At 67.6% G+C, this 21374-nt stretch carries 20 protein-coding genes and 1 tRNA gene; 20 read left to right on the top strand and 1 reads right to left on the bottom strand.

Going from position 1 to position 21374, the window contains the following annotated elements; translation table 11 throughout:
• The first annotated feature begins 42 nt into the window (after nt 1–42).
• The 5 genes from SM757_RS25815 (at nt 43) to SM757_RS25835 (ending at nt 4750) form a co-directional block, all read left to right on the top strand.
• Nucleotides 43–118 (top strand) — tRNA-Ala (locus SM757_RS25815).
• 325 nt (nt 119–443) lie between these two features.
• On the top strand, nt 444–1037 hold the full coding sequence (gene phaR, locus SM757_RS25820; protein WP_066342388.1) for a polyhydroxyalkanoate synthesis repressor PhaR: 594 nt from the start codon (nt 444–446) through the stop codon (nt 1035–1037).
• Between the two features lie 22 nt (nt 1038–1059).
• Nucleotides 1060–2466 carry a 30S ribosomal protein S12 methylthiotransferase RimO gene (gene rimO / locus SM757_RS25825; protein ID WP_322467599.1) on the top strand — a complete coding sequence of 469 codons (1407 nt, stop codon included), beginning with the start codon at nt 1060–1062 and terminating at the stop codon, nt 2464–2466.
• Nucleotides 2463–3647, top strand: coding sequence for a PLP-dependent transferase (locus SM757_RS25830; RefSeq protein ID WP_322467600.1), 1185 nt, complete (start codon nt 2463–2465; stop codon nt 3645–3647). Before rimO ends, SM757_RS25830 begins: the two co-directional genes overlap by 4 nt.
• Nucleotides 3644–4750 (top strand): acyltransferase family protein, encoded by a 1107-nt coding sequence (locus SM757_RS25835; protein ID WP_322467601.1) that lies wholly within the window; start codon nt 3644–3646, stop codon nt 4748–4750. The genes SM757_RS25830 and SM757_RS25835 overlap by 4 nt, the downstream gene beginning before the upstream one ends.
• Nucleotides 4751–4813: 63 nt before the next feature.
• Here SM757_RS25835 and smpB read toward each other — a convergent pair whose 3' ends face one another.
• Complete coding sequence (smpB, locus tag SM757_RS25840; RefSeq protein ID WP_066342392.1) at nt 4814–5290, bottom strand: SsrA-binding protein SmpB; 477 nt, start codon at nt 5288–5290, stop codon at nt 4814–4816.
• Between the two features lie 47 nt (nt 5291–5337).
• On the opposite strand from smpB, the gene SM757_RS25845 reads away from it, so the two are divergent.
• The 15 genes from SM757_RS25845 to SM757_RS25915 all read left to right on the top strand — a co-directional run bounded on the left by SM757_RS25845 (nt 5338) and on the right by SM757_RS25915 (nt 21239).
• Nucleotides 5338–5790, top strand: coding sequence for a type II toxin-antitoxin system RatA family toxin (locus SM757_RS25845; RefSeq protein WP_066342393.1), 453 nt, complete (start codon nt 5338–5340; stop codon nt 5788–5790).
• A 15-nt stretch (nt 5791–5805) separates the two neighbouring features.
• Nucleotides 5806–6102 carry an RnfH family protein gene (locus SM757_RS25850; RefSeq protein ID WP_066342394.1) on the top strand — a complete coding sequence of 99 codons (297 nt, stop codon included), beginning with the start codon at nt 5806–5808 and terminating at the stop codon, nt 6100–6102.
• Nucleotides 6103–6246: 144 nt separating this feature from the next.
• Nucleotides 6247–7719 carry an IMP dehydrogenase gene (guaB, locus tag SM757_RS25855; RefSeq protein ID WP_066342395.1) on the top strand — a complete coding sequence of 491 codons (1473 nt, stop codon included), beginning with the start codon at nt 6247–6249 and terminating at the stop codon, nt 7717–7719.
• A 12-nt stretch (nt 7720–7731) separates the two neighbouring features.
• Complete coding sequence (locus SM757_RS25860) at nt 7732–9033, top strand: MFS transporter (protein ID WP_322467602.1); 1302 nt, start codon at nt 7732–7734, stop codon at nt 9031–9033.
• Nucleotides 9034–9044: 11 nt separating this feature from the next.
• The gene (gene guaA, locus SM757_RS25865) at nt 9045–10628 is read left to right on the top strand and encodes a glutamine-hydrolyzing GMP synthase (protein ID WP_322467603.1); all 1584 of its coding nucleotides are present in this window, start codon (nt 9045–9047) and stop codon (nt 10626–10628) included.
• 846 nt (nt 10629–11474) lie between these two features.
• Nucleotides 11475–11645 carry a hypothetical protein gene (locus tag SM757_RS25870; RefSeq protein ID WP_322467604.1) on the top strand — a complete coding sequence of 57 codons (171 nt, stop codon included), beginning with the start codon at nt 11475–11477 and terminating at the stop codon, nt 11643–11645.
• A gap of 104 nt (nt 11646–11749) precedes the next feature.
• The gene (gene tadA / locus SM757_RS25875; RefSeq protein ID WP_322467605.1) at nt 11750–12301 is read left to right on the top strand and encodes a tRNA adenosine(34) deaminase TadA; all 552 of its coding nucleotides are present in this window, start codon (nt 11750–11752) and stop codon (nt 12299–12301) included.
• Between the two features lie 79 nt (nt 12302–12380).
• A complete protein-coding gene (locus SM757_RS25880) occupies nt 12381–12701 on the top strand; it encodes an ArsR/SmtB family transcription factor (protein WP_322467606.1) in 321 nt (106 codons plus the stop codon).
• Between the two features lie 36 nt (nt 12702–12737).
• Nucleotides 12738–13376, top strand: a complete 639-nt coding sequence (locus SM757_RS25885) for an ArsI/CadI family heavy metal resistance metalloenzyme (RefSeq protein ID WP_407655804.1) — start codon at nt 12738–12740, stop codon at nt 13374–13376.
• Nucleotides 13377–13482: 106 nt separating this feature from the next.
• On the top strand, nt 13483–13986 hold the full coding sequence (locus SM757_RS25890; protein WP_322467607.1) for an arsenate reductase ArsC: 504 nt from the start codon (nt 13483–13485) through the stop codon (nt 13984–13986).
• Between the two features lie 88 nt (nt 13987–14074).
• Nucleotides 14075–15103, top strand: a complete 1029-nt coding sequence (gene arsB / locus SM757_RS25895; RefSeq protein ID WP_322467620.1) for an ACR3 family arsenite efflux transporter — start codon at nt 14075–14077, stop codon at nt 15101–15103.
• Between the two features lie 485 nt (nt 15104–15588).
• Nucleotides 15589–16554: an LD-carboxypeptidase gene (locus SM757_RS25900; protein ID WP_322467608.1), complete on the top strand. Its 966-nt coding sequence runs from the start codon at nt 15589–15591 to the stop codon at nt 16552–16554.
• The gene (locus tag SM757_RS25905) at nt 16530–18833 is read left to right on the top strand and encodes an ABC transporter substrate-binding protein (protein ID WP_322467609.1); all 2304 of its coding nucleotides are present in this window, start codon (nt 16530–16532) and stop codon (nt 18831–18833) included. The genes SM757_RS25900 and SM757_RS25905 overlap by 25 nt, the downstream gene beginning before the upstream one ends.
• Nucleotides 18830–19813: an ABC transporter permease gene (locus SM757_RS25910; RefSeq protein ID WP_066339685.1), complete on the top strand. Its 984-nt coding sequence runs from the start codon at nt 18830–18832 to the stop codon at nt 19811–19813. The genes SM757_RS25905 and SM757_RS25910 overlap by 4 nt, the downstream gene beginning before the upstream one ends.
• 7 nt (nt 19814–19820) lie before the next feature.
• Nucleotides 19821–21239: an ABC transporter permease gene (locus tag SM757_RS25915; protein ID WP_322467610.1), complete on the top strand. Its 1419-nt coding sequence runs from the start codon at nt 19821–19823 to the stop codon at nt 21237–21239.
• Nucleotides 21240–21374 lie beyond the last annotated feature (135 nt).

Here is a 21374-nt window from a genome sequence, read left to right on the forward strand (position 1 = left end):
ATTTTTGATTTTATGGCTTGAACGGCGCATATTCCGATTTTCGGGGGTATAGCTCAGCTGGGAGAGCGCTTGCATGGCATGCAAGAGGTCAGCGGTTCGATCCCGCTTACCTCCACCACCGTCCTCGCGCGGTGGAGGCGCGGCGTTCAAGGTGTGGAGTCGAGGCTGGAGGCCATCCGTGTGGATGGCCTTTTTGCTTTGGCGGCAGCGTTTTTGCCCCTGTCGTTCGTGATCTGCAAGAGAAAGTGAGCGGGCGGCAGAAGAAAGCGCCGGGTCCGCTGCAGCGCGGTGGCGGCCGCAAGCCGCGATGAGGGCTCCAGTCCTCCCGGTCGGGACGAAAGCTGCCGTTGCCATCGTGTTGCTACTGTGAATTCCTGGCTGGGCGCATCTTTGTCTCATCGTGGAGCGCCTAAAATCCTCGGGTTTGTTACGGAGGTCTCTTTATGCCTTTGAAGCGTCCAGGCGGTACGGCTGGCGATGCGGACACCGCTCAGGACGGCGGACCGCGCATCCTCAAGAAGTACCCTAACCGTCGTCTCTATGACACGCAGACCAGCGCCTACATCACGCTGGCCGACGTGAAAACGATGGTGCTGGATGGCGACGACTTCGAAGTGCGCGACGCCAAGAGCGGCGAGGACCTCACGCGCAGCATTCTTTTGCAAATCATCCTGGAGGAGGAAACCGGCGGCGTGCCGATGTTTTCTACCCAGATGCTGGCGCACATCATCCGTTTCTACGGCCACGCCATGCAGGGCCTGATGGGCTCCTACCTGGAAAAGAATCTGCAGACCTTCGTCGAATTGCAAAGCCGCCTGGCCGAGCAGGGCAGGGGGCTGTACGACGCCCAGAAATACACGCCGGAAATGTGGACGCAATTCTTGAGCGGGCAGGCGCCGTTGATGCAGGGCCTGATGAGCAATTACATGGAGCAATCCACGAAATTGTTCACACAAATGCAGGAACAGATGCAAAAACAGGCCGAATCCTTGTTCCCCGGCATGCCCGGTTTTCCCGGGACAAAACGTCAGCCTTGAAGTTTGCGGGACAATTCCCGCCATGACTGACCGCATTACCTCCGCCGCGCCGCAAGGGGCGGCGCCCACCATTGGATTCGTGTCCCTGGGCTGCCCCAAGGCCCTCACGGATTCCGAGCTGATCCTCACCCAGCTGCGCGCCGAGGGCTACGAAACCAGCAAGACCTACGCAGGGGCCGATCTCGTGATCGTGAACACCTGCGGCTTCATCGACGATGCGGTCAAGGAAAGCCTGGACACGATCGGCGAGGCCCTGGCCGAGAACGGCAAGGTGATCGTCACCGGCTGCCTGGGTGCCCGCACCGGGCAGCAGGGCGGCGACAACCTCGTGCGCGAGGTGCACCCCAAGGTGCTGGCCGTTACCGGCCCCCATGCCACGCAGGAAGTGATGGACGCGGTGCACCAGCACGTGCCCAAGCCGCACGACCCGTTCATGGACCTGGTGCCCGAGGCGCGAGGTGCCGCCGGCATCAAGCTCACGCCCAAGCACTACGCGTATCTGAAGATCAGCGAGGGCTGCAACCACCGCTGCAGCTTCTGCATCATCCCCAGCCTGCGCGGCGACCTGGTCTCGCGCCCCATCGGCGACGTGTTGGGCGAGGCCCGCGCGCTGTTCGAGTCCGGCGTGAAGGAGCTGCTGGTCGTCAGCCAGGACACCAGCGCCTATGGCGTGGACGTGAAGTACCGCACCGGCTTCTGGGACGGCAAGCCCGTGCGCACGCGCATGCTGGAGCTGTGCGAGCAGCTCGGCGCGCTGGCCGAGCAGTACGGCGCCTGGGTGCGGCTGCACTACGTCTATCCGTACCCGCACGTGGACGAAGTGCTGCCGCTCATGGCCACCGGCCGCATCCTGCCTTACCTGGACATCCCGCTGCAGCATGCCCACCCCGACGTGCTCAAGCGCATGAAGCGCCCGGCCAGTGGTGAGCGCCACCTGGAGCGCATCGCCAAGTGGCGTGAAATCTGCCCGGAGCTGGTCATCCGCAGCACCTTCATTGCGGGTTTTCCCGGAGAAACCGAGGAAGAATTCGCCTACCTGTTGCAGTTCATGCAGGAGGCGCAAATCGACCGCGCGGGCTGCTTCGCCTACTCGCCGGTGCAGGGCGCCACGGCCAATGAGCTGTCCGGTGCCGTGCCGGATGCCGTGCGCGAGGAACGCCGCGCGCGCTTCATGGCCACCGCGGAAGCCCTCTCGGTGCAGAAGCTGCAGCGCCGCGTCGGCGCCACCATGCAGGTGCTGGTGGACAGCGCCCCGGCCCTGGGCCGCAAAGGAGGCGTTGGCCGCACTTACGCCGATGCGCCGGAAATCGACGGCACCGTGCGCATCCTCCCCCCCGAAAAAGCCTCGCGCACGCTCAAGGTGGGAGAGTTCACCCGCGTGCGCATCGTGGCCGCGGAAGGGCACGACCTGGTTGGCATGCCCGTATGACCGAAAAGTCGCGCAGTACCTCGCTGATCCATCACGATTACGTGCCCCCGGCGGATTTCGCCTCGCCCGTGGTCGGCGTGCACAAGGCTTCCACCGTGTTCTTCCCGAACACGGCGGCGCTGCGCACGCACAGTTGGCTGGACAAGTCGGCCTATACCTACGGCCTGCACGGCACGCCCACCACCTTCACGCTGGAGGCGCGCATCGCCTCGCTGGAAGGCGGCCAGCAGGCGCTGCTGGCCTCCAGCGGGCTCGCCGCCATCTCGCTGGTGGACATGGCGCTGCTGGCCCAGGACGACGAGCTGTTGCTGCCCGACAACGCCTATGGGCCCGGCAAGACGTTGGCGCGGCATGAGCTGCGGAGCTGGGGCATCACGCACCGGGTCTACGACGCCATGGACCCGGCCTCGCTGGCCGCGCTGCTCTCGCCCAAGGTGAAACTGGTGTGGCTGGAGGCCGCGGGCTCCGTGACCATGGAGTTTCCGGATCTGCGCGCGCTCATCAAGGCCATCCGCGAGCACGCCCCTCAGGCCGTGATCGCGCTGGACAACACCTGGGGCGCCGGCATCGCCTTCGACGCCTTCGCCCTCGGCGTGGACCTCACGGTGCACGCCCTCACGAAATATCCCTCCGGCGGCGGCGACGTGCTCATGGGCTCCGTCGTCACGGCGGACGAGCGCCTCTACAAGCGCCTGGCCCTGGCCCACAGCCGCTTGGGGCTTGGCGTGGGCCTGAACGACGTGGAAGCCGTGCTGCGCTCGCTGCCCTCGCTGCCGCTGCGCTACGCGGCGCAGGACGCCGCGGGCCGCGAGCTTGCGCGCTGGTGCGCGCAGCGGCCGGAGTTCGTCCGCGTGCTGCACCCCGCGCTGCCCGGCGCGCCCGGCCACGAGGCCTGGGCCGACACCTGCTCGGCCGCGGCCGGCCTCTTCGCCGTGGAGCTGGATGCGCGCTACACGCCCGCGCAGGCCGACGCGGTGGTGGATGCGCTGAAATTCTTCCGCATCGGCTGGTCCTGGGGCGGGCCCATCAGCCTGGCCGTGCCCTACGACGCGGCCAGCCTGCGCGAGCGGCCCACGCCCTACCGCGGCACGCTCATCCGCTTCAGCCTGGGGCTGGAAGCGGTTGAAGACCTGATCGCCGACCTGGAGCAGGCGCTCGCCGTCCTGAACGAGCGAGCATGAAGTCCGCCGCCTCCCGTTGGGCGCATGTGGATGCGCTCAAGGCCGTCGCGTGCCAGTTGATCGTCCTGCACCACCTGGCCTTCTACGGGCCGATGTCGGACGTGGCCTCGCCCCTGGCACCGGGCCTCTTCGAATGGCTGTCCCAGCACGCCCGCGTGGCGGTGCAGGTGTTCCTGGTGCTGGGCGGCTTCCTGGCCGCGCGCAGCCTGGCGCCGCAAGGCCGCCTCAAGCCGCAGGCCGCGCCCTGGGGCCTGCTGGGCGACCGCTACGCGCGCTTGGTGCTGCCCTATGCGGCCATGCTGCTGATCGCCATTGCCGCCTCGGCGCTGGCCGGCGAGTGGATGGAGCACGACAGCATCTCCAACCCGCCGCGCCCGGCGCAGTTGCTGGCGCACGTGCTGCTGCTGCACGACCTGCTGGACTTCGAGGCCCTCTCGGCCGGCGTCTGGTACGTGGCCATCGATTTCCAGCTCTACGCCATGCTGCTGGGCCTGCTGGCCCTGGGCGCGTGGATGGAGCGCGAAGGGGGCCTGCGCCGCCGCATGGCGCCGGGCCTGGTGCTGCTGGCCGTGGGCGGCTCGCTGCTGTACTTCAACCTGCAGTCCGGCTGGGACGAGGTGGCGCCGTACTTCTTCGGCGCCTACGGCCTGGGCGTGCTGGTGGCGTGGTGGAGCGGCCCCCGGCCGCGCAAGGTGGCGCTCGTGGCCCTGGGCGTGCTGGTGGTGGTTGCCCTGGCAACCGAGTTCCGCGAACGCGTTGCCGTGGCGGCGCTGGTGGCGCTGCTGCTGGGCGTGCTGCAGTGGCGCCCGCACTGGGTGCCCAAGGCGCAGGGCCGCGCTGGGCGCGCCATGGCCTACGTCTCGCGCATCAGCTACGGCGTGTTCCTGGTGCACTTCCCGGTGTGCCTGGTGGTGAACGCGGCGTTCACGGCCTTCATGCCGGCTGAGCCGCTGTGGCAGGCGCTGGGCATCGCGGTGGCATGGGGCTCAAGCCTGTGCGCCGGGGCGCTGTTCCACCACCACGTGGAGCTGCGCGCCATGGCCTGGATCGCCGCGCGCAAGGCGCGCGTGCAGGGGCACAGCGGGAGTTACGGGTTGAGGTGAAGGGGGAGGGCTGACGGCATGACTGCCGTGGCCCTCATGCCGGCATGGCTGCCGGCAAAGGCATCACGCCTTGGTCGACACCTTGTGCCGCATCAGCCGCCCCTTTTCGCGCTCCCAGTCGCGCTGCTTTTCGGTCTCGCGCTTGTCGTGCTGGGCCTTGCCCTTGGCCAGGGCGATCTGCGCCTTCACCAGGCCGTTCTTGTAGTGAAGGTTCAAGGGGACGAGCGTGAAGCCGCGCTGCTCGACCTTGCCGATGAGGCGGCGGATCTCCTCCTTCTTCATCAGCAGCTTCTTGGTCCGGTCAGGCTCGGGCAAGACGTGCGTGGAGGCGCTGCGCAGCGCATTGATGCGGCAGCCGATGAGGAACAGCTCCCCATCGCGGATGACGACGTAGCCGTCGGTGAGCTGGATCTGGCCGGCGCGAATGGCCTTGACCTCCCAGCCCGCAAGCACCATGCCGGCCTCGAATTGCTCCTCGATGTGGTACTCGAAGCGGGCGCGGCGGTTCTCGGCGATGAGTGCGGAATTGGAGGGCGGCATGTGCAAAAAGATGGGGCCGGACGCGGCCCCTACAATCCCGCCATTGTATGAAGCACGTGAAGAAGTCGGTCCTGCTGTGGTACACGCCGCGCGAGATCTATGACCTGGTGACCGGCGTCGAGGACTATCCGGCCTTCCTGCCTTGGTGCGACCGCGCCGAGGTGCTGGATCGCGCCGAGAACGCGATGACCGCCAGGCTGCATCTCCATTACGCCGGCGTGCGCCACAACTTCACCACCCGCAACACCCAGGTCCCCGGCCGCGAGGTCCGCATGGAGCTGGTGGACGGGCCGTTCTCCATGCTCGACGGCACCTGGATCTTCCACCCCCTGGGCGCCCCCGGCACCGAGCCCAAGGCCTGCCGCATCGAGTTCGACCTGCGCTACGCCTTCTCCAGCCGCGCGCTGGAGCTGGTCGTGAGCCCCGTCTTCGATCGCATCGCCAACACCTTCGTCGATGCCTTCGTGAAGCGCGCCGAGCAGGTCCACGGCCCGCGCTGAAGAAGAAAGCTCCCTATGCAAGTCGAAGTCGTCTTCAGCCCCGCGCCGCGCGAAGTGGACGTGGTGAGGCTGCAACTGGCCGACGGCGCCACGCTGCAGCAGGCCGTGCAGGAAAGCGGATTGCTCACGAAATATCCGCACTTCAGCGTGCAGTCCCTGTCCTTCAGCGTCTGGGGCCGCGCCGAAGCGGCAGACCACCCGCTGCGCGAAGGCGACCGCGTGGAGCTTTGCCGCGGCCTTCAGGTGGACCCCAAGGAGGCCCGCCGCGTGCGCTACCAGGCCCAGGGCGGACGCCGCAAACGCCCCGCCTGACAGGGTTTTACGAGGGCTGTTCTTCGGCGGGAGCCCTCCCGCCCGTGCACGGCGTGATGCGTTGCACAAGCCCCGTGGCACCCGGACGAAGGGAACATGCAAGGGGGGTTTCCTATAATCCGCTTTTGCGTCTGGAGCCTTCTCATGCGCCTACTTGGCAAAGCACTCACCTTCGACGACGTGTTGTTGGTGCCGGCTTTCTCCCAGGTCCTGCCCCGCGATACCAGCCTCGCCACCAAGCTGTCTCGCAACATCTCGCTGAACCTGCCCCTGGTGTCCGCCGCGATGGACACCGTCACCGAAGCCCGCCTCGCGATCACCATCGCCCAGGAAGGCGGCATCGGCATCGTTCACAAGAACCTCAGCCCGCAACAGCAGGCCGCCGAAGTGGCCCGCGTCAAGCGCTATGAGTCGGGCCTGCTGCGCGATCCCCTGACGGTCACCCCCGATACCCCCGTGCGCCAGGTCAAGGCGCTGTCCGAGCACCACGGCATCTCCGGCTTCCCCGTGCTGGAAGGCAAGACGGTGGTGGGCATCGTCACCGGCCGCGACCTGCGCTTCGAAACGCGCATGGACGCTCCCGTGCGCGAAATCATGACCCCGCGCGAGCGCCTGGTCACGGTCAAGGAAGGCGCCTCGCTGGAAGAGGGCAAGGCCCTGATGCACAAGCACAAGCTGGAGCGCGTGCTGGTGGTCAACGACGCCTTCGAGCTGCGCGGCCTGATGACCGTCAAGGACATCACCAAGCAGACCAACTTCCCCAACGCCGCGCGTGACGCGCACGGCAAGCTGCGCGTGGGCGCGGCCGTCGGCGTGGGCGAGGGCACCGAGGAGCGCGTGGAGCTGCTCGTGAAGGCCGGCGTGGACGTGCTGGTGGTCGACACCGCCCACGGCCACAGCCTGGGCGTGCTGGAGCGCGTGCGCTGGGTGAAGCAGAACTTCCCGCAGGTGGACGTCATCGGCGGCAACATCGCCACCGGCGCCGCCGCGCTGGCCCTCGTTGAGAACGGCGCCGACGGCGTGAAGGTCGGCATCGGCCCCGGCTCCATCTGCACCACCCGCATCGTCGCGGGCGTGGGCGTGCCGCAGATCACCGCCATCGACAACGTCGCCACCGCGCTGCAGGGCACGGGCGTGCCGCTGATCGCCGACGGCGGCATCCGCTACTCCGGCGACATCGCCAAGGCCGTCGCCGCCGGTGCCAGCACCGTGATGATGGGCGGCATGTTCGCCGGCACCGAGGAGTCGCCGGGCGAGGTCTTCCTGTTCCAGGGCCGCAGCTACAAGGGCTACCGCGGCATGGGCTCCATCGGCGCCATGAAGGCCGGTTCCGCCGACCGCTACTTCCAGGAAAACGACGAGACCACCAACCCCAACGCGGACAAGCTGGTGCCGGAAGGCATCGAAGGCCGCGTGCCCTACAAGGGCTCGATGATCAGCATCGTCTTCCAGATGGCCGGTGGCCTGCGCGCCTCCATGGGCTACTGCGGCTGCGCCACGATCGCGCAGATGCACGAGCGTGCCGAGTTCGTCGAGATCACCAGCGCCGGCGTGCGCGAGAGCCACGTCCACGACGTGCAGATCACGAAGGAAGCGCCCAACTACCGCATGGAATAAGCGGGCGCGGCCGTGACGACTGCAGGACCCACTCCCGACCAGAACGACCAGCCCGGGCAGGGCGGCAACAGCACCCGCGGCTCCGGCCGCCGCGCCGCCATGCCCTTCATCCTGGTCACGGTGCTGATAGACATGATGTCCATCGGCATGATCTTCCCGGTGTTGCCCGTGCTGGTGGGCCACTTCACCGGCAGCGCGACGGACCAGGCCTTCTGGTTCGGCATGCTGAGCCTGGGCTTCGCCGTGGCGAACTTCTTCGGCTCGCCCCTGTTGGGCGCGATGTCCGACCGCTACGGCCGCCGCCCCGTGCTGCTGATCGGGTTCTGCGGCCTGGCCTTCACCTTCTTCGCCACCGCTTGGGCGCCCGCCTTGGGCGCGCTGCTGCTGGTGCGCGTGATAGGCGGCGCGCTGCAGGCCAACTCGGCCGTGGCGCAGTCCTACGTGGCCGACATCAGCACGCCGCAGGAGCGCGCCAAGCGCTTCGGCATGCTGGGGGCGACGTTTGGCGTCGGCTTCATCCTGGGCCCCGTCACCGGCGGCCTGCTGGGTGACATCGACGTGCACCTGCCGTTCTACGTGGCCGGGTGCCTGGCGCTGCTCAACACGGCCTATGGCCTGTTCGTGTTGCCCGAGAGCCTGCCGGCCGCCAGCCGCCGCGCCTTCGAGTGGAAGCGGGCCAACCCCGTGTCCGCGCTGCGCGAGCTGAGCCAGTTGCGCGGCATTGGCCCGCTGGTGGCCGTGATCGCCCTGGGCAACCTGGCGCAGTTCACCATGCACTCCAGCTGGGTGCTCTACACCAGCCTGAAGTTCGGCTGGGGCCCGCGCGAGAACGGCTGGAGCCTGTTCGTGGTGGGCGTCATGTCCGTGCTGGTGCAGGGCGGGCTGATGCGCCAGTTCCTCAAGCGCACCACGCCGCAGCGGCTGGTGCAGCTGGGGCTGGTGTCGTCCTCGCTGTGCTATCTGGTCTGGGGCCTCGCGCCGGTGGGCTGGATGATGTACGCCGTGGTCTTCTTCAACGTGCTGGGCTTCACCGTCACGGCCTCGTTGCAGAGCCTGGTGTCCAACGCCGCCGACGCCTCGCGTCAGGGCCGCACCATGGGCTCCGTCTCCTCTCTTGGCAGCCTGATGGCCGTCGTGGCGCCGCTCACCGGCGCCGGGCTGCTGTCGCTGGTGTCGCACCGTCCGCAGGGCGACATCTGGATAGGCCTTCCCTTCTACTTCTGCGCGCTGCTGCAGGCCGTGTCGGCCGTCATCGCCATGCGCCACTTCCGACGCCAGCGCAGCGCCACCGCCGCCGCCTCCCCGGCGGCCTGAGAGCACTCCTCATGCACGACAAGATCCTCATCCTCGATTTCGGCTCGCAGGTCACGCAGCTCATCGCGCGCCGGGTGCGCGAGGCGCACGTGTATTGCGAGATCCATCCCAACGACGTGTCGGACGACTTCATCAAGTCCTTCGCGCCCAAGGGCATCATCCTGTCGGGCAGCCACGGCAGCACCTACGAGGACCACGAGCTGCGCGCCCCGCAGGCCGTGTGGGACGCCGGCGTGCCCGTGCTGGGCATCTGCTACGGCATGCAGACCATGGCCCACCAGCTCGGGGGCAAGGTGGAGTGGAGCGACCACCGCGAGTTCGGCTACGCCGAGGTCCGCGCCCACGGCCACACGCAGCTGCTGCAGGGCATCGAGGACTTCACCACGGCCGAAGGCCACGGGATGCTCAAGGTCTGGATGAGCCACGGCGACAAGGTCACCGCGCTGCCCCCCGGCTTCAAGCTGATGGCCTCCACGCCGTCCTGCGAATTCGCCGGCATGGCCGACGAAGACCGCCGCTACTACGCCGTGCAGTTCCACCCCGAGGTGACGCACACGCTGCAGGGCGCGGCCATGCTCAACCGCTTCGTGCTCGACATCGCCGGCTGCAAGCCGGACTGGGTGATGAACGACTACATCGAGGAGGCGGTGGCCCGCATCCGCGAGCAGGTGGGCGACGAGGAAGTGATCCTGGGCCTGTCCGGCGGCGTGGATTCGAGCGTGGCCGCGGCGCTGATCCACCGTGCCATTGGCGACCAGCTCACCTGCGTGTTCGTGGACCACGGCCTGCTGCGCCTGAACGAAGGCCGCATGGTGATGGAGATGTTCGCCGGCAAGCTGCACGCCAAGGTCGTGCACGTGGACGCCGCCGGGCAGTTCATGGGCCACCTCAAGGGCGTGAGCGACCCCGAGCAGAAGCGCAAGATCATCGGCCGCGAGTTCGTGGAAGTCTTCCAGGCCGAGGCCAAGAAGCTGACCAACGCCAAGTGGCTGGCGCAGGGCACGATCTACCCCGACGTGGTCGAGTCCGGCGGCACCAAGACCAAGAAGGCCGTGACCATCAAGAGCCACCACAACGTGGGCGGCCTGCCGGAGACGCTGGGCTTGAAGCTGCTGGAGCCGCTGCGCGAGCTGTTCAAGGACGAAGTGCGCGAGCTGGGCGTGGCGCTGGGCCTGCCGCCGGAGATGGTGTACCGCCACCCGTTCCCCGGTCCGGGCCTGGGCGTACGCATCCTGGGCGAAGTGAAGCAGGAATACGCCGACCTGCTGCGCCGGGCCGACGCGATCTTCATCGAGGAGCTGCGCGCCGCGCGCGACTCGCACAGCAACAAGAGCTGGTACGACCTGACCAGCCAGGCCTTCGCCGTCTTCCTGCCCGTCAAGAGCGTGGGCGTGATGGGCGACGGCCGCACCTACGACTACGTCGTCGCGCTGCGCGCCGTGCAAACCACCGACTTCATGACGGCCGATTGGGCCGAGCTGCCTTATTCGCTGCTCAAGAAGGTGTCGGGGCGGATCATCAATGAGGTGCGCGGGATTTCTCGCGTGACTTATGACGTTTCGTCTAAGCCGCCTGCGACGATTGAGTGGGAATAAAGGTGGAGCGGCTTGAAAAGACCGCTTGACGTCTGATTAAGGCCGTTGACGATGGGTTAGGAACCTAGGGTCAACGGCTTTTTTGATGGTTTGTGATTAATGGGTGAAACTTTCTTGGAAGCAAATGATTTTTAAAGTAGTAAGACTGGTTTATCAAACGGTCTTGAAGTGACCTTTTGTTTTTAGCGGGACGGCGCCTCTCATTAATCAGCGCTATCCGATCCAGAGGCAGCGGAAAAGGATGTTTGCGTTGAAAAATGCAGCCTGAGAGGATCGAAGGTCCGGTGCGAGGATGTCGCTTTAGTGGGGTCTGACAGGCACAGTTCGAATGGGTTTGAAATATCTAAGGTCTTTGTGGAACGCTTACTAAGAAAGAAAGCAGCGACCGGACAAGAGGCTGCTTAAAGAGGCATCAGTGTTGCCATTGACCCTGCAAGTGATTTATTCAGCAGATCTTGCTTGAAGATTTGCTAATCTGCGCGCGTCCGTTCCATTCTTTCATGAGGATGTCCTGGACTTGAGCTATCGATAGGAACGTAAAGGCCATTGGCCAGTCTGCCGTCCGCACAATCTTTCTTCATGCTACCAGGCAGATCGTGGGTGATTTGTCTATTTCTCGCATTATTGGCTCGCCTGTGTGTCGTTGGGGTTATCTGGAAAAATATATTAAAAAGGATCCAATTAATTCATGTCTGCTACAGAATATCATTCTCTTCTCTCTAAATGTCCCTGACACGGACGGCCTAAAAGCTATATTTGTCCTGTCGGTTGTCTATTCCATGCAGTCCTGATCGCTCTCAAAGGCGGTTTCATAGGCGTGGAAATTTCCTCGTCATCTCCGGCTTCTTGGCTTTCATCATCATTTTCGAGAACCTAAACTGGGGAATGTTCAGCTTTGGCGAGTTTTGCATGCGCCGGGTGCGGCGCACTTTTCCTGAGTTGTTGATTATCCTGATCGCCAGCTATGCCTTCGACTGGTTTTCGCTGCTGGCAGATGAGCCGCAGCTATTCGGTTAATAATTCAGCCCTCCATGTTTTGATGCAGCCCGGGCCGCTCCCCGGCCGGGGCTTTTTGGTTGTATGTGCAGGTGGCTTTCGGTGAGTAACGGCGAGGTAAGGGCATGAACGCGCCCGCGGTGTTGAACGACGAGGCCGCCATGCGCCTTGCCCTGGCCCAGGCCACGCAAGCGCATGCGGCGGGCGAGGTGCCGGTGGGGGCGGTGATCGTCCTGAACGGCGAGGTCATCGCCTCCGGCTTCAACCAGCCCATTGGCACACACGACCCCACCGCCCACGCCGAGGTCATTGCCCTGCGCGCGGCGGCGCTTCGGCTGCAGAACTACCGGCTGCCGGAGTGCGAGCTGTTCGTCACCCTGGAGCCCTGCGCCATGTGCGCCATGGCGCTCATGCATGCACGCTTCAAGCGCGTAGTGTTCGGCGCCACCGACCCCAAGACGGGCGTGGCCGGCTCGGTGCTGGACCTCTTCGGCTACCGGCAACTCAACCATCACACCGTCATAGAAGGCGGGCTGCTGGGGGACGAGTGCGGCGATCTGTTGCGCAGCTTCTTCCGCGAGCGGCGGGCGCAGCAGAAGGCGCTGCGGCTGGCGGCGGCGGAAGCGGGTGCCGCCGTGGGCGAGGTCGGCTTGCCGCCGAGGGCCGATCCGGCCTGAGCACGCGAAGCCGCTGCACACCAACGAGCCCGGCCGCGCCGGGCTTTGCTTTCTCCGATATTTCTAGTAAATTGGAAATATGGAAGAGAAAGACGTTGTCCGATCCCTCGCCGCGCTGGCCCAGCCGGCGCGTTTGCAGGCGTTTCGCGCGCTGGTCGTCGCGGGGCAGGAGGGGCTCACGCCCGGGGCGCTGGCCGAGGCGCTGGGGACGCCGGCCTCCACGCTGTCGTTCCACCTCAAGGAGCTGGCCAACGCCGGGCTGGTGTCGCAGGAGCGCGACGGCCGCAACCTCATCTACCGCGCCGCGTTCGACCAGATGAACGGGCTGCTGGCCTACCTCACCGAGAACTGCTGCCAGGGCGCGGCCTGCCTGCCCGCGGCCAAGCCCTGCGGCTGCTGAGCCCGCCGCTCACCCCACCACCCAAGGAGACCCGAGATGAAGCGATTCCACGTCCACCTGCACGTTGCCGACCTCGACAAGAGCGTCGCTTTCTATTCGAAGCTGTTCGCCGCCGAGCCGGCGCGGCTGGAGAGCGACTACGCCAAGTGGATGCTGGACGACCCGGCCGTGAACTTCGCCATCTCCACCCGCGGCGAGGCCGGCCACATCGACCACCTGGGCGTGCAGACCGACGACCCCGCCGAGCTCGCCGCCATGAAGGCCCGCGCCGAGGCCGCCGACATGGCGCTGCTGGACGAGGGCGCCACCACCTGCTGCTACGCCCGCAGCGAGAAGCACTGGATCACGGACCCGCAAGGCATCGCCTGGGAACACTTCCACACGCTGGGCAGCATCCCCGTGTTCCGCGAGGGCGAGCCCGCCGACGCTTCTGAAACCTGCTGCACGCCGGGGCAGGGGACTGCGGCCGAAGCCGTGCCCGCTGCCGCCGCCGCGCAGGCGGCCGCGTGCTGCTCGCCCGCGACCGAAGCCGCGTCCGTGTCCACCGCGCCGGCCGAGTCCAGCGCCTGCTGCGCCCCGGCGCCGGCCGCCGCTGAGCCGCAGGCCGCCGCCTGCTGCACGCCGCGCGGCAAGCCGGTTGGCATCGCGGTGAAGTCCGCCGGCTCCTGCTGCTGACGTTTCACGCGGGCGGCGGCGCCGAGGTCCGGCCCGCCGCTGCCGGCGAGGTGCTGCCTCGCCGTCCCTGTTTCCCTTCCTTCGCCCTCACGCCCGCACTGCCGCGATGACCGTCCACGTCCTGATCCTCTGCACCCACAACTCCGCCCGCAGCGTGCTGGGCGAGGGCATGCTCAACCACCTGGCCGCGCGCCTCCAGCGCGAGGTGCGCGCCCACAGCGCCGGCAGCGCGCCCAGCGGGCGCATCAACCCCTTCGCGCTGGAGGCGCTGCACAACGCCGGGGTGGACACCAGCGCCTTTCGCAGCAAGCGCTGGGACGAGTTCACGGCCGAGGGGGCGCCGCCGCTGTCCATCGTCATCACCGTGTGCGACAGCGCCGCGTCCGAAACCTGCCCGGTGTTCTTCGGCGGCGCGGGCGAGCCGGTGAAGGTGCACTGGGGCTACCCCGATCCGTCCAACGCCGAGGGCGGCGATGAGGGCAAGCGCCGCGCTTTCGAGCTGACGCGACAGGCGATCGGCTACCGCATGCTGCAACTCCTGGCCCTGCCGCTGGAAAGCATGGGCCGCGACGCGCTGCAGGCGGCGCTGGCCGGCATCGGCCGAAGCTGAAGCGGGGAATCCAGCCATGAGCAACACGCTGAGCAAGGCAGCTCCCGCCGCCGCTGCCGCTGCCGCTGCCGCCGTCAAGCCGGCGCCCATGAGCGTCTTCGAGCGCTGGCTGACCGTGTGGGTGTTTCTGTGCATCGTCGCCGGCATCGCGCTGGGTCAGATGCTGCCTGGCCCCGTCCAGGCCATAGGCCGCATGGAGGTGGCGAAGGTCAACCTGCCGGTGGGCTTGCTGATCTGGGTGATGGTCATCCCGATGCTGCTGAAAGTGGACTTCGGCTCGCTGCACCAGGTGCGCCACCACTGGCGTGGCATCGGCGTCACGCTGTTCGTGAACTGGGCCGTCAAGCCGTTTTCGATGGCGCTGCTGGGCTGGGTGTTCGTGCGCCACGTCTTCGCGCCGTACTTGCCGGCCGCGCAGTTGGACAGCTACGTGGCGGGTTTGATCCTGCTGGCCGCGGCGCCCTGCACGGCCATGGTGTTCGTGTGGAGCCGGCTGACCAACGGGCATCCGCTGTTCACGCTGTCGCAGGTGGCGCTCAACGACACCATCATGGTGTTCGCCTTCGCGCCCATCGTGGCGCTGCTGCTGGGCCTGTCGGCCATCACCGTGCCGTGGGACACGCTGGTCACGTCGGTGGTGCTCTACATCGTCATCCCGGTGATCGCCGCGCAGCTTTGGCGCAAGGCGCTGCTCAAGCGCGGGCAGGCGGCCTTCGACGCGGCGCTGGCGCGCATCGGCCCCTGGTCTATCACGGCGCTGCTGGCCACGCTGGTGCTGCTGTTCGCGTTCCAGGGCGAGGCCATCCTCAGGCAGCCGCTGGTGATCGCGATGCTGGCGGTGCCCATCCTCATCCAGGTCTTCTTCAACTCGGCGCTGGCGTACTGGCTCAACCGCCGGCTGGGCGAGTCGCACAGCGTGGCCTGCCCGTCGGCGCTGATCGGGGCGAGCAACTTCTTCGAGCTGGCGGTGGCCGCGGCCATCAGCCTGTTCGGCTTCGAGTCCGGCGCGGCGCTGGCCACCGTGGTGGGCGTGCTCATCGAGGTGCCGGTGATGCTGCTGGTGGTGCGGGTCGTGAACCGCAGCAAGGGGTGGTACGAGGCGGGGGCGAGGGGGTAAGACGGCCGATGCTTGATGGACTGACGCCCGGGAGAGGGCGCTTGCTGCATGCCATAAGTGCCGGCCGTGAGAAAGAACGTCGTCATCCCGGCGAAGGCCGGGATCCACGCGCACCAAGGTGTTGGCGTGAAGCCTGTTGGCACGCTGCGGTGCGCAACGGGGCGACATCTCGGCACTCGTGGATTCCGGCCTTCGCCGGAATGACGACGTTTTTTCTTGCGGCCTGCACCCGTAGCACTCGTGCCGCTTGATTGAGCAGGGTGCCGGTCACCGTTACGTTTTCCCCCGGACAGCAGTGCGCCTTCGCGGACATCACGGATCGGGGGCGAGGCGCCTTTGCCACACGGCATGCGCTTGAGAACTGCTTTCCGGGGCAGCGCAGCACCTGTGGGGTTCGGCGAAGTGAAGCACATCGCATCCCTGCCGCAACACCACCTCACCGCCGCTCCCAAAACCCCCATCCCCCTGCGCCACAATCCCCCTCAATGACGAATTCCCTCACCCTGTTCTCCCCCTCCGGGGTGGTTTTGAAGGCGGCGCCGGTGCGCCGGGCTGCCAAGCGGCTTCAAAAACTCGGCTTCGAGGTCAGCCTGGACGAGTCGGCCCTGGCGCGCTTCCAGCGCTTCGCCGGTGACGACGATGCCCGCCTGGCGGCCTTGCACCGCGTCGCCGAGGCCGCGCCCTCCGTGGCGCTGGCCACGCGCGGCGGCTACGGCCTCACGCGGCTGCTGGACCGCATCGACTGGCCGCTGCTGGCCAGGAGCATCGAGCGTGGCACGCGCTGGGTAGGCTACAGCGACGTGACGGCGCTGCAGCTCGGCCTGCTGGCCCACACCAAGGCCGAGTCCTGGGCCGGCCCGCTGGCCATCGACGACTTCGGCAAGGAAACCGACGACCAGCTCGACGAAATCACCCCCGAGGTCTTCCGCGAGGCCATGTCCGGCGAGCTGGAGGCCGTGGGCTTCCGCACCGAGGCCGGCTTCGACGGGCTGGAGGCCAAGGGCGTGCTGTGGGGCGGCAACCTGACCGTGCTGTCGGCCCTGCTGGGCACGCCGCACTGGCCCAAGGTCCGGGGCGGCATCCTGTTCCTGGAAGACGTCAACGAGCATCCCTACCGCGTCGAGCGGCTGCTGCTGCAGCTCCAGCAGGCCGGGGTGCTGCAGGCGCAAAAGGCCATCCTCCTGGGCCACTTCAGCGACTGGAAGAAGTCGCCGCTGGACCGCGGCTACGGGCTCAAGCAGATGGTGGAAGCCGTGCGCGCCGTGTGCGTTACGCCCATCCTCACCGGGCTGCCCTTCGGCCACGTGCCCACCAAGCTGTGCCTGCCGGTGGGCCGCAAGGTGCAGCTCGTGGTGGACAGGCGCGACGTGTTCGTCGGGTGGGAGCATTCGCACCCTCACGAGCACGAGCACCATCCCGAATGCGGATGCGAGCACGCCCACGGGCACTAGGCCACGTTGCCGCCCGGGCTCCGCGGCGCACGTCGCGGGCGGCGTGGGGCGCGCTGGCGCTGGCGGCGTCGCTGGGCCTGGGCGGCTGCGACAACAGCCCGTACCCGCGCGGCACGGCCGAGAGCAACACGCTGCTCAACGCCTTCCAGGAGCGCAGCCCGCGCACGCTGGACCCGACTGCCTCCTACAGCAACAACGAGACGCCCTACACCTACCAGGTCTACGAGCCGCTCTACGGCTACCACTACCTCAAGCGGCCGTATGAGCTGACGCCCAAGGCGGCGGCCGCCGTCGTGGAGCCCCGGTATCTGGATGCGCAGCGCCAGCCGCTGCCGCACGACGCGGACCCGGCGCGCATCGCCTTCAGCGTCTACGACATCCCCATCCGGCCCGGCGTGCTGTACGCGCCGCACCCGGCCTTCGCCACGGACGACGCCGGCCACTACCGCTACCACGCGATGAAGCCCGGCGAGCTGGGCACGCGCCGCGCGCCGCCGCAGTTCGAGCACCAGGGCACGCGCGAGCTGACGGCGGAGGACTTCGTCTACGCCATCAAGCGCCACGCCAGCCCGCGCGTGGAGGCGCCCATCTTCGGCGTGCTGGCCGAGCACGTGCTGGGCATGAAGGCGTTTGCCGAGCGCGTGCGTGCCGAGGACGCGAAGCTGCGAAAGGGCATTCCGCCGTCTTCCCTGGACAAGCCCTTCCTGGACCTGCGCCAGTGGCCGCTGGAGGGCGTGCAGGCGGTGGATAAGCACCTGCTGCGCATCACGCTGAGTGGGAAATATCCGCAGTGGAAATACTGGCTGGCCATGACCTTCATGGCGCCCGTGCCGTGGGAGGCGGATGCCTTCTACGCCCAGCCCGGCATGGCCGGCGCGGGCATGAGCCTGGCGACCTGGCCGGTGGGCACGGGGCCGTTCATGCTGGTGGAGCGCGTCACGGACCGCCGCCACGTCATGCAGCGCAATCCCAACTTCCGCGGCGAGCCCTATCCCTGCGAAGGCATGCCCGGCGACAGGGAAGCCGGGCTGCTGGACGACTGCGGCAAGACCATGCCCTTCGTGGACCGCATCGTCTCGACCAACGAGCGCGAGAAGCTGCCGCACAAGGCCAAGTTCATCCAGGGCTACCTGGACGTGCCGGAGATCGAGCGGCCGGAGTGGGGCATCGAGTTCCTGAGCGACATGCGCGACTCGGCCGACACCCGCAAGCTCTACGAGGAGCGCGGCTTCAACTTTCCGAAGTCGGTGGACATCAGCATCAACTACCTGGGCTTCAACTGGCGCGACCCGGTGGTCGGCCGCGGCGACACGCCGCAGCAGCAGGAGCGCAACCGCAAGCTGCGCCAGGCCCTCTCCATCGCCATCGACTACGAAGAGGGTTACCAGCGCATCTTCGTGAACAAGGCCGGCGAGGCCGCCCAGGGGCCGCTGCCCGCCGGGCTGTTCGGCTCGCGCCACGGCACGGTGCAAGGTCACAACCCGGTGACGCACAAGGTGGTGGACGGCAAGGTGGTGCGCCGCCCCATCGAGGACGCCAGGCGGCTGATGGTGGAGGCCGGCTACCCCGACGGGCGCGACGCCAGGACCGGCCAGCCGCTGACCCTCTACTACGACTTCCAGCGCGCGCCCACGCCCGAGATCCGCGCGGAGCTGGACTGGCTCACGCGGCAGTTCGGCAAGCTGGGCGTGCAGCTCGAAATCCGCGCCACGGACTACAACCAGTTCCAGGAAAAGATGCGCAACGGCCGCGCGCAGATCTTCAGCTGGGGCTGGCTGGCGGACTATCCCGACCCCGAGAACTTCCTGTTCCTGCTCTACGGCCCCAACGCCAAGGCGGGGCATGACGGCGAGAACGCCGCCAACTACGAGAACGCCGAGTACGACCGGCTCTACAAGCGCATGCAGGCGCTGGACGACGGCCCCGAGCGCCAGGCCGTGATCGACAAGATGGTGGACATCGTCCGGCAGGACGCGCCCTGGGCCTGGGGCGTCTTCCCCTACGCCGCCGCCGCCTTCCAGCCTTGGGTGCACAACGGCAAGCCCAGCCTGCTGGTGCGCGACATGGCCAAGTACTACCGGCTCGACACCGCCGAGCGCGCCCAGCGCTGGGCCGAGTGGAACCGGCCGGTGTGGTGGCCGCTGCTGCTGTTGCCGCTGGGGGCGCTGGCGCTGCTGTGGCGGCTGCGGCGGCAGTGGCGCGAGCGGGAATCGGCCGCCGGGCGCAGCACCGCCGTGCCCACGGCGGGCGCGGTGAACGTCGGGAAAGGGTCCGCATGATCAACGCGGTGCTGCGCCGCGCGGCCTATGCGCTGCTGGTGCTGGTGGGCGTGAACCTCATGACCTTCCTGCTCTTCTTCACGCTCAACACGCCGGACGACATGGCGCGGCTGAACATCGGCGGGCGCCGCGTCAGCGCCGAGCAGGTGGAGAAGTGGAAGGCCGAGCGCGGCTACGACCAGCCGCTGCTGTGGAACGAGCAGGCCCAAGGGCCGGACAAGCTCACGCGCACGGTGTTCTGGCAGCGCTCGGTATCGCTGCTGTGGCTGGACTTCGGACGCTCCGACTCCCAGAACGCCGTGGACATCGGCCAGGAGATACGCACGCGCATGCTGGTGAGCCTGCAACTGGCGGTGCCCATCTTCATCCTCCAGCTCATCGCCTCGGTGGGCTTTGCGCTGGTGCTGGTGTTCTTCAGGCACTCGCGCATCGACTTCTGGGGCGTGGTGCTGTGCGTGCTGATGCTCTCCATCAGCAGCCTGTTCTACATCATCGTCGGCCAGCTCCTGTTCTCGCGCGTGCTGAAGCTGGTGCCCATCTCCGGCTTCGCGCCGGGGCTGGATGCGGTGAAGTTCCTGGTGCTGCCCGTCGCCCTGAGCCTCATCGCCCGCCTGGGCGGCGAGGCGCGCCTCTACCGCGCCATGCTGCTGGAGGAGGTCAACAAGGACCACGTGCGCACGGCGCGCGCCAAGGGCCTCACCGAGCCCGCCGTGCTCATCCGCCACGTGCTGCCCAACGCGATGATTCCCATCCTCACCAGCGCCGGCTCTTATTTGCCTTACGTGTTCCTGGGCAGCCTGCTGTTCGAGAGCTTCTTCGGCATTCCGGGCCTGGGTGCCTATGTGGTGGACGCCATCTCGGCGCAGGACTTCGCCGTGGTGCGGGCCATGGTCTTCCTGGGCTCGCTGCTCTACGTGGCGGCCTTCCTGCTCATAGACGTCGCCTACACCTGGGTCGATCCCCGGGTGCGGCTGGAGTAGGTCCACCATGCCGCGCTTTGTCTTGCTGTGGACCGACGTGGTGCTGTGGGCGCTGGTGGTGGCGCTGGCCTTTTACGGCTGGCGGCTGCGCCGCGTGCCGCCGCTGCGCGCGCCGTGGCGGCGCATGCTCAACGACGCGCCGGCGCTGTGCGCGCTCATCGTCTTTGCCGCCTTCGCGCTGGTGGCGATGCTGGACAGCATCCACTTCCGCCGGGCGCTGCCGCCGGCCGCTGCGGGTGAAATTTTCTACGCCACGCGCACGGAGAGCCTGCTGGATGTGCTGCTGGCGCGGCCCATCGCCATGCGCGAGTCCAGCTACTCGGCGCCGCTGGCGGCAGTGGCTTTCAACCGCCAGAGCGTGGAGCAGGGCGGCGACGTGGTGCGCACCTTCCCGCGGCTGTTGCACGGTGGCGCGCACCTGACGGACCCGGACGCGCAGCGCGCGGGCGACATCGCGGCGCGGGCGCTGCTGGGTGCCGCGGGGGGGCTGGTCGTGGCCGCGGGGCTGTTCGCGCTGGCGGCGCGGTGGCGCTCGCGCCGCCGGGGCATTCCCTGGCGCTGGGCGCTCAAGGACGTGGTGCGCGACCGCACCCGCGTGCCGCTGCGTGCGGCGCTGCTGTGCGCCACGGCGCTGTGCCTGCTGGCCGGGCCGGTGATCGCGCTTATGGGCCACTACCACGTGCTGGGCACGGACCGCACGGGCAACGACGTGCTGGTGCAGGCGCTCAAGAGCGTGCGCACGGCCTTCGTCATCGGCAGCCTCGCCACCATCGCCACGCTGCCGCTGGCGCTGGTGTTGGGCATCGTGGCGGGCTACTTGCGCGGCTGGGCCGATGCGCTCATCCAGTACCTCTACACGGTGCTGTCGGCCGTGCCCAACGTGCTGCTGATCGCGGCTTGCGTGCTGATGGTGCAGGTGTTCATGGACCAGCACCCGGAGCTGTTCACCACGGGCGCCGAGCGCAGCGACGTGCGACTGTTCCTGCTGTGCATCATCCTGGGCCTCACGGGCTGGGCCACGCTGTGCCGGCTGCTGCGGGCGGAGACCTTGAAGCTGCGCGAGATGGAGTACGTGCAGGCGGCCACGGCCTTCGGCCTGCCGGCCGGGCGCATCATGCTGCGCCACATCCTGCCCAACACGCTGCACCTGGTGCTGATCACGACGGTGCTGGATTTCTCCTCGCTGGTGCTGTACGAGGCGGTGCTGAGCTACGTGGGCGTGGGCGTGGACCCGTCGCTCAACAGCTTCGGCGGCATGATCAACCTGGCCCGCAGCGAGATGAGCCGCGACCCGCTGGTGTGGTGGAGCTTCACGTCCGCCTTCTTCTTCATGCTGGCGCTGGTGCTGTCGGCGAATCTGCTGGCGGACGGGGTGCGCGACGCGTTCGATCCGCGGGCGCGGGCGTTGCGGGTGCAACGGGGGTGAGCATGGCTGTCATGACGCATTGCATGACGCGCAGCGTGACGTACCGCATGACGCAAGCCGTGGGGCCCTGCCCGTGAGCTGGCACGCCACGCCTTCTACTTCGTCATCCCCGCCTGCGCGGGAATGACGAAGTAG

Source organism: Azohydromonas lata (assembly GCF_034427735.1).
GTDB classification, from domain to species: domain Bacteria; phylum Pseudomonadota; class Gammaproteobacteria; order Burkholderiales; family Burkholderiaceae_C; genus Azohydromonas; species Azohydromonas lata.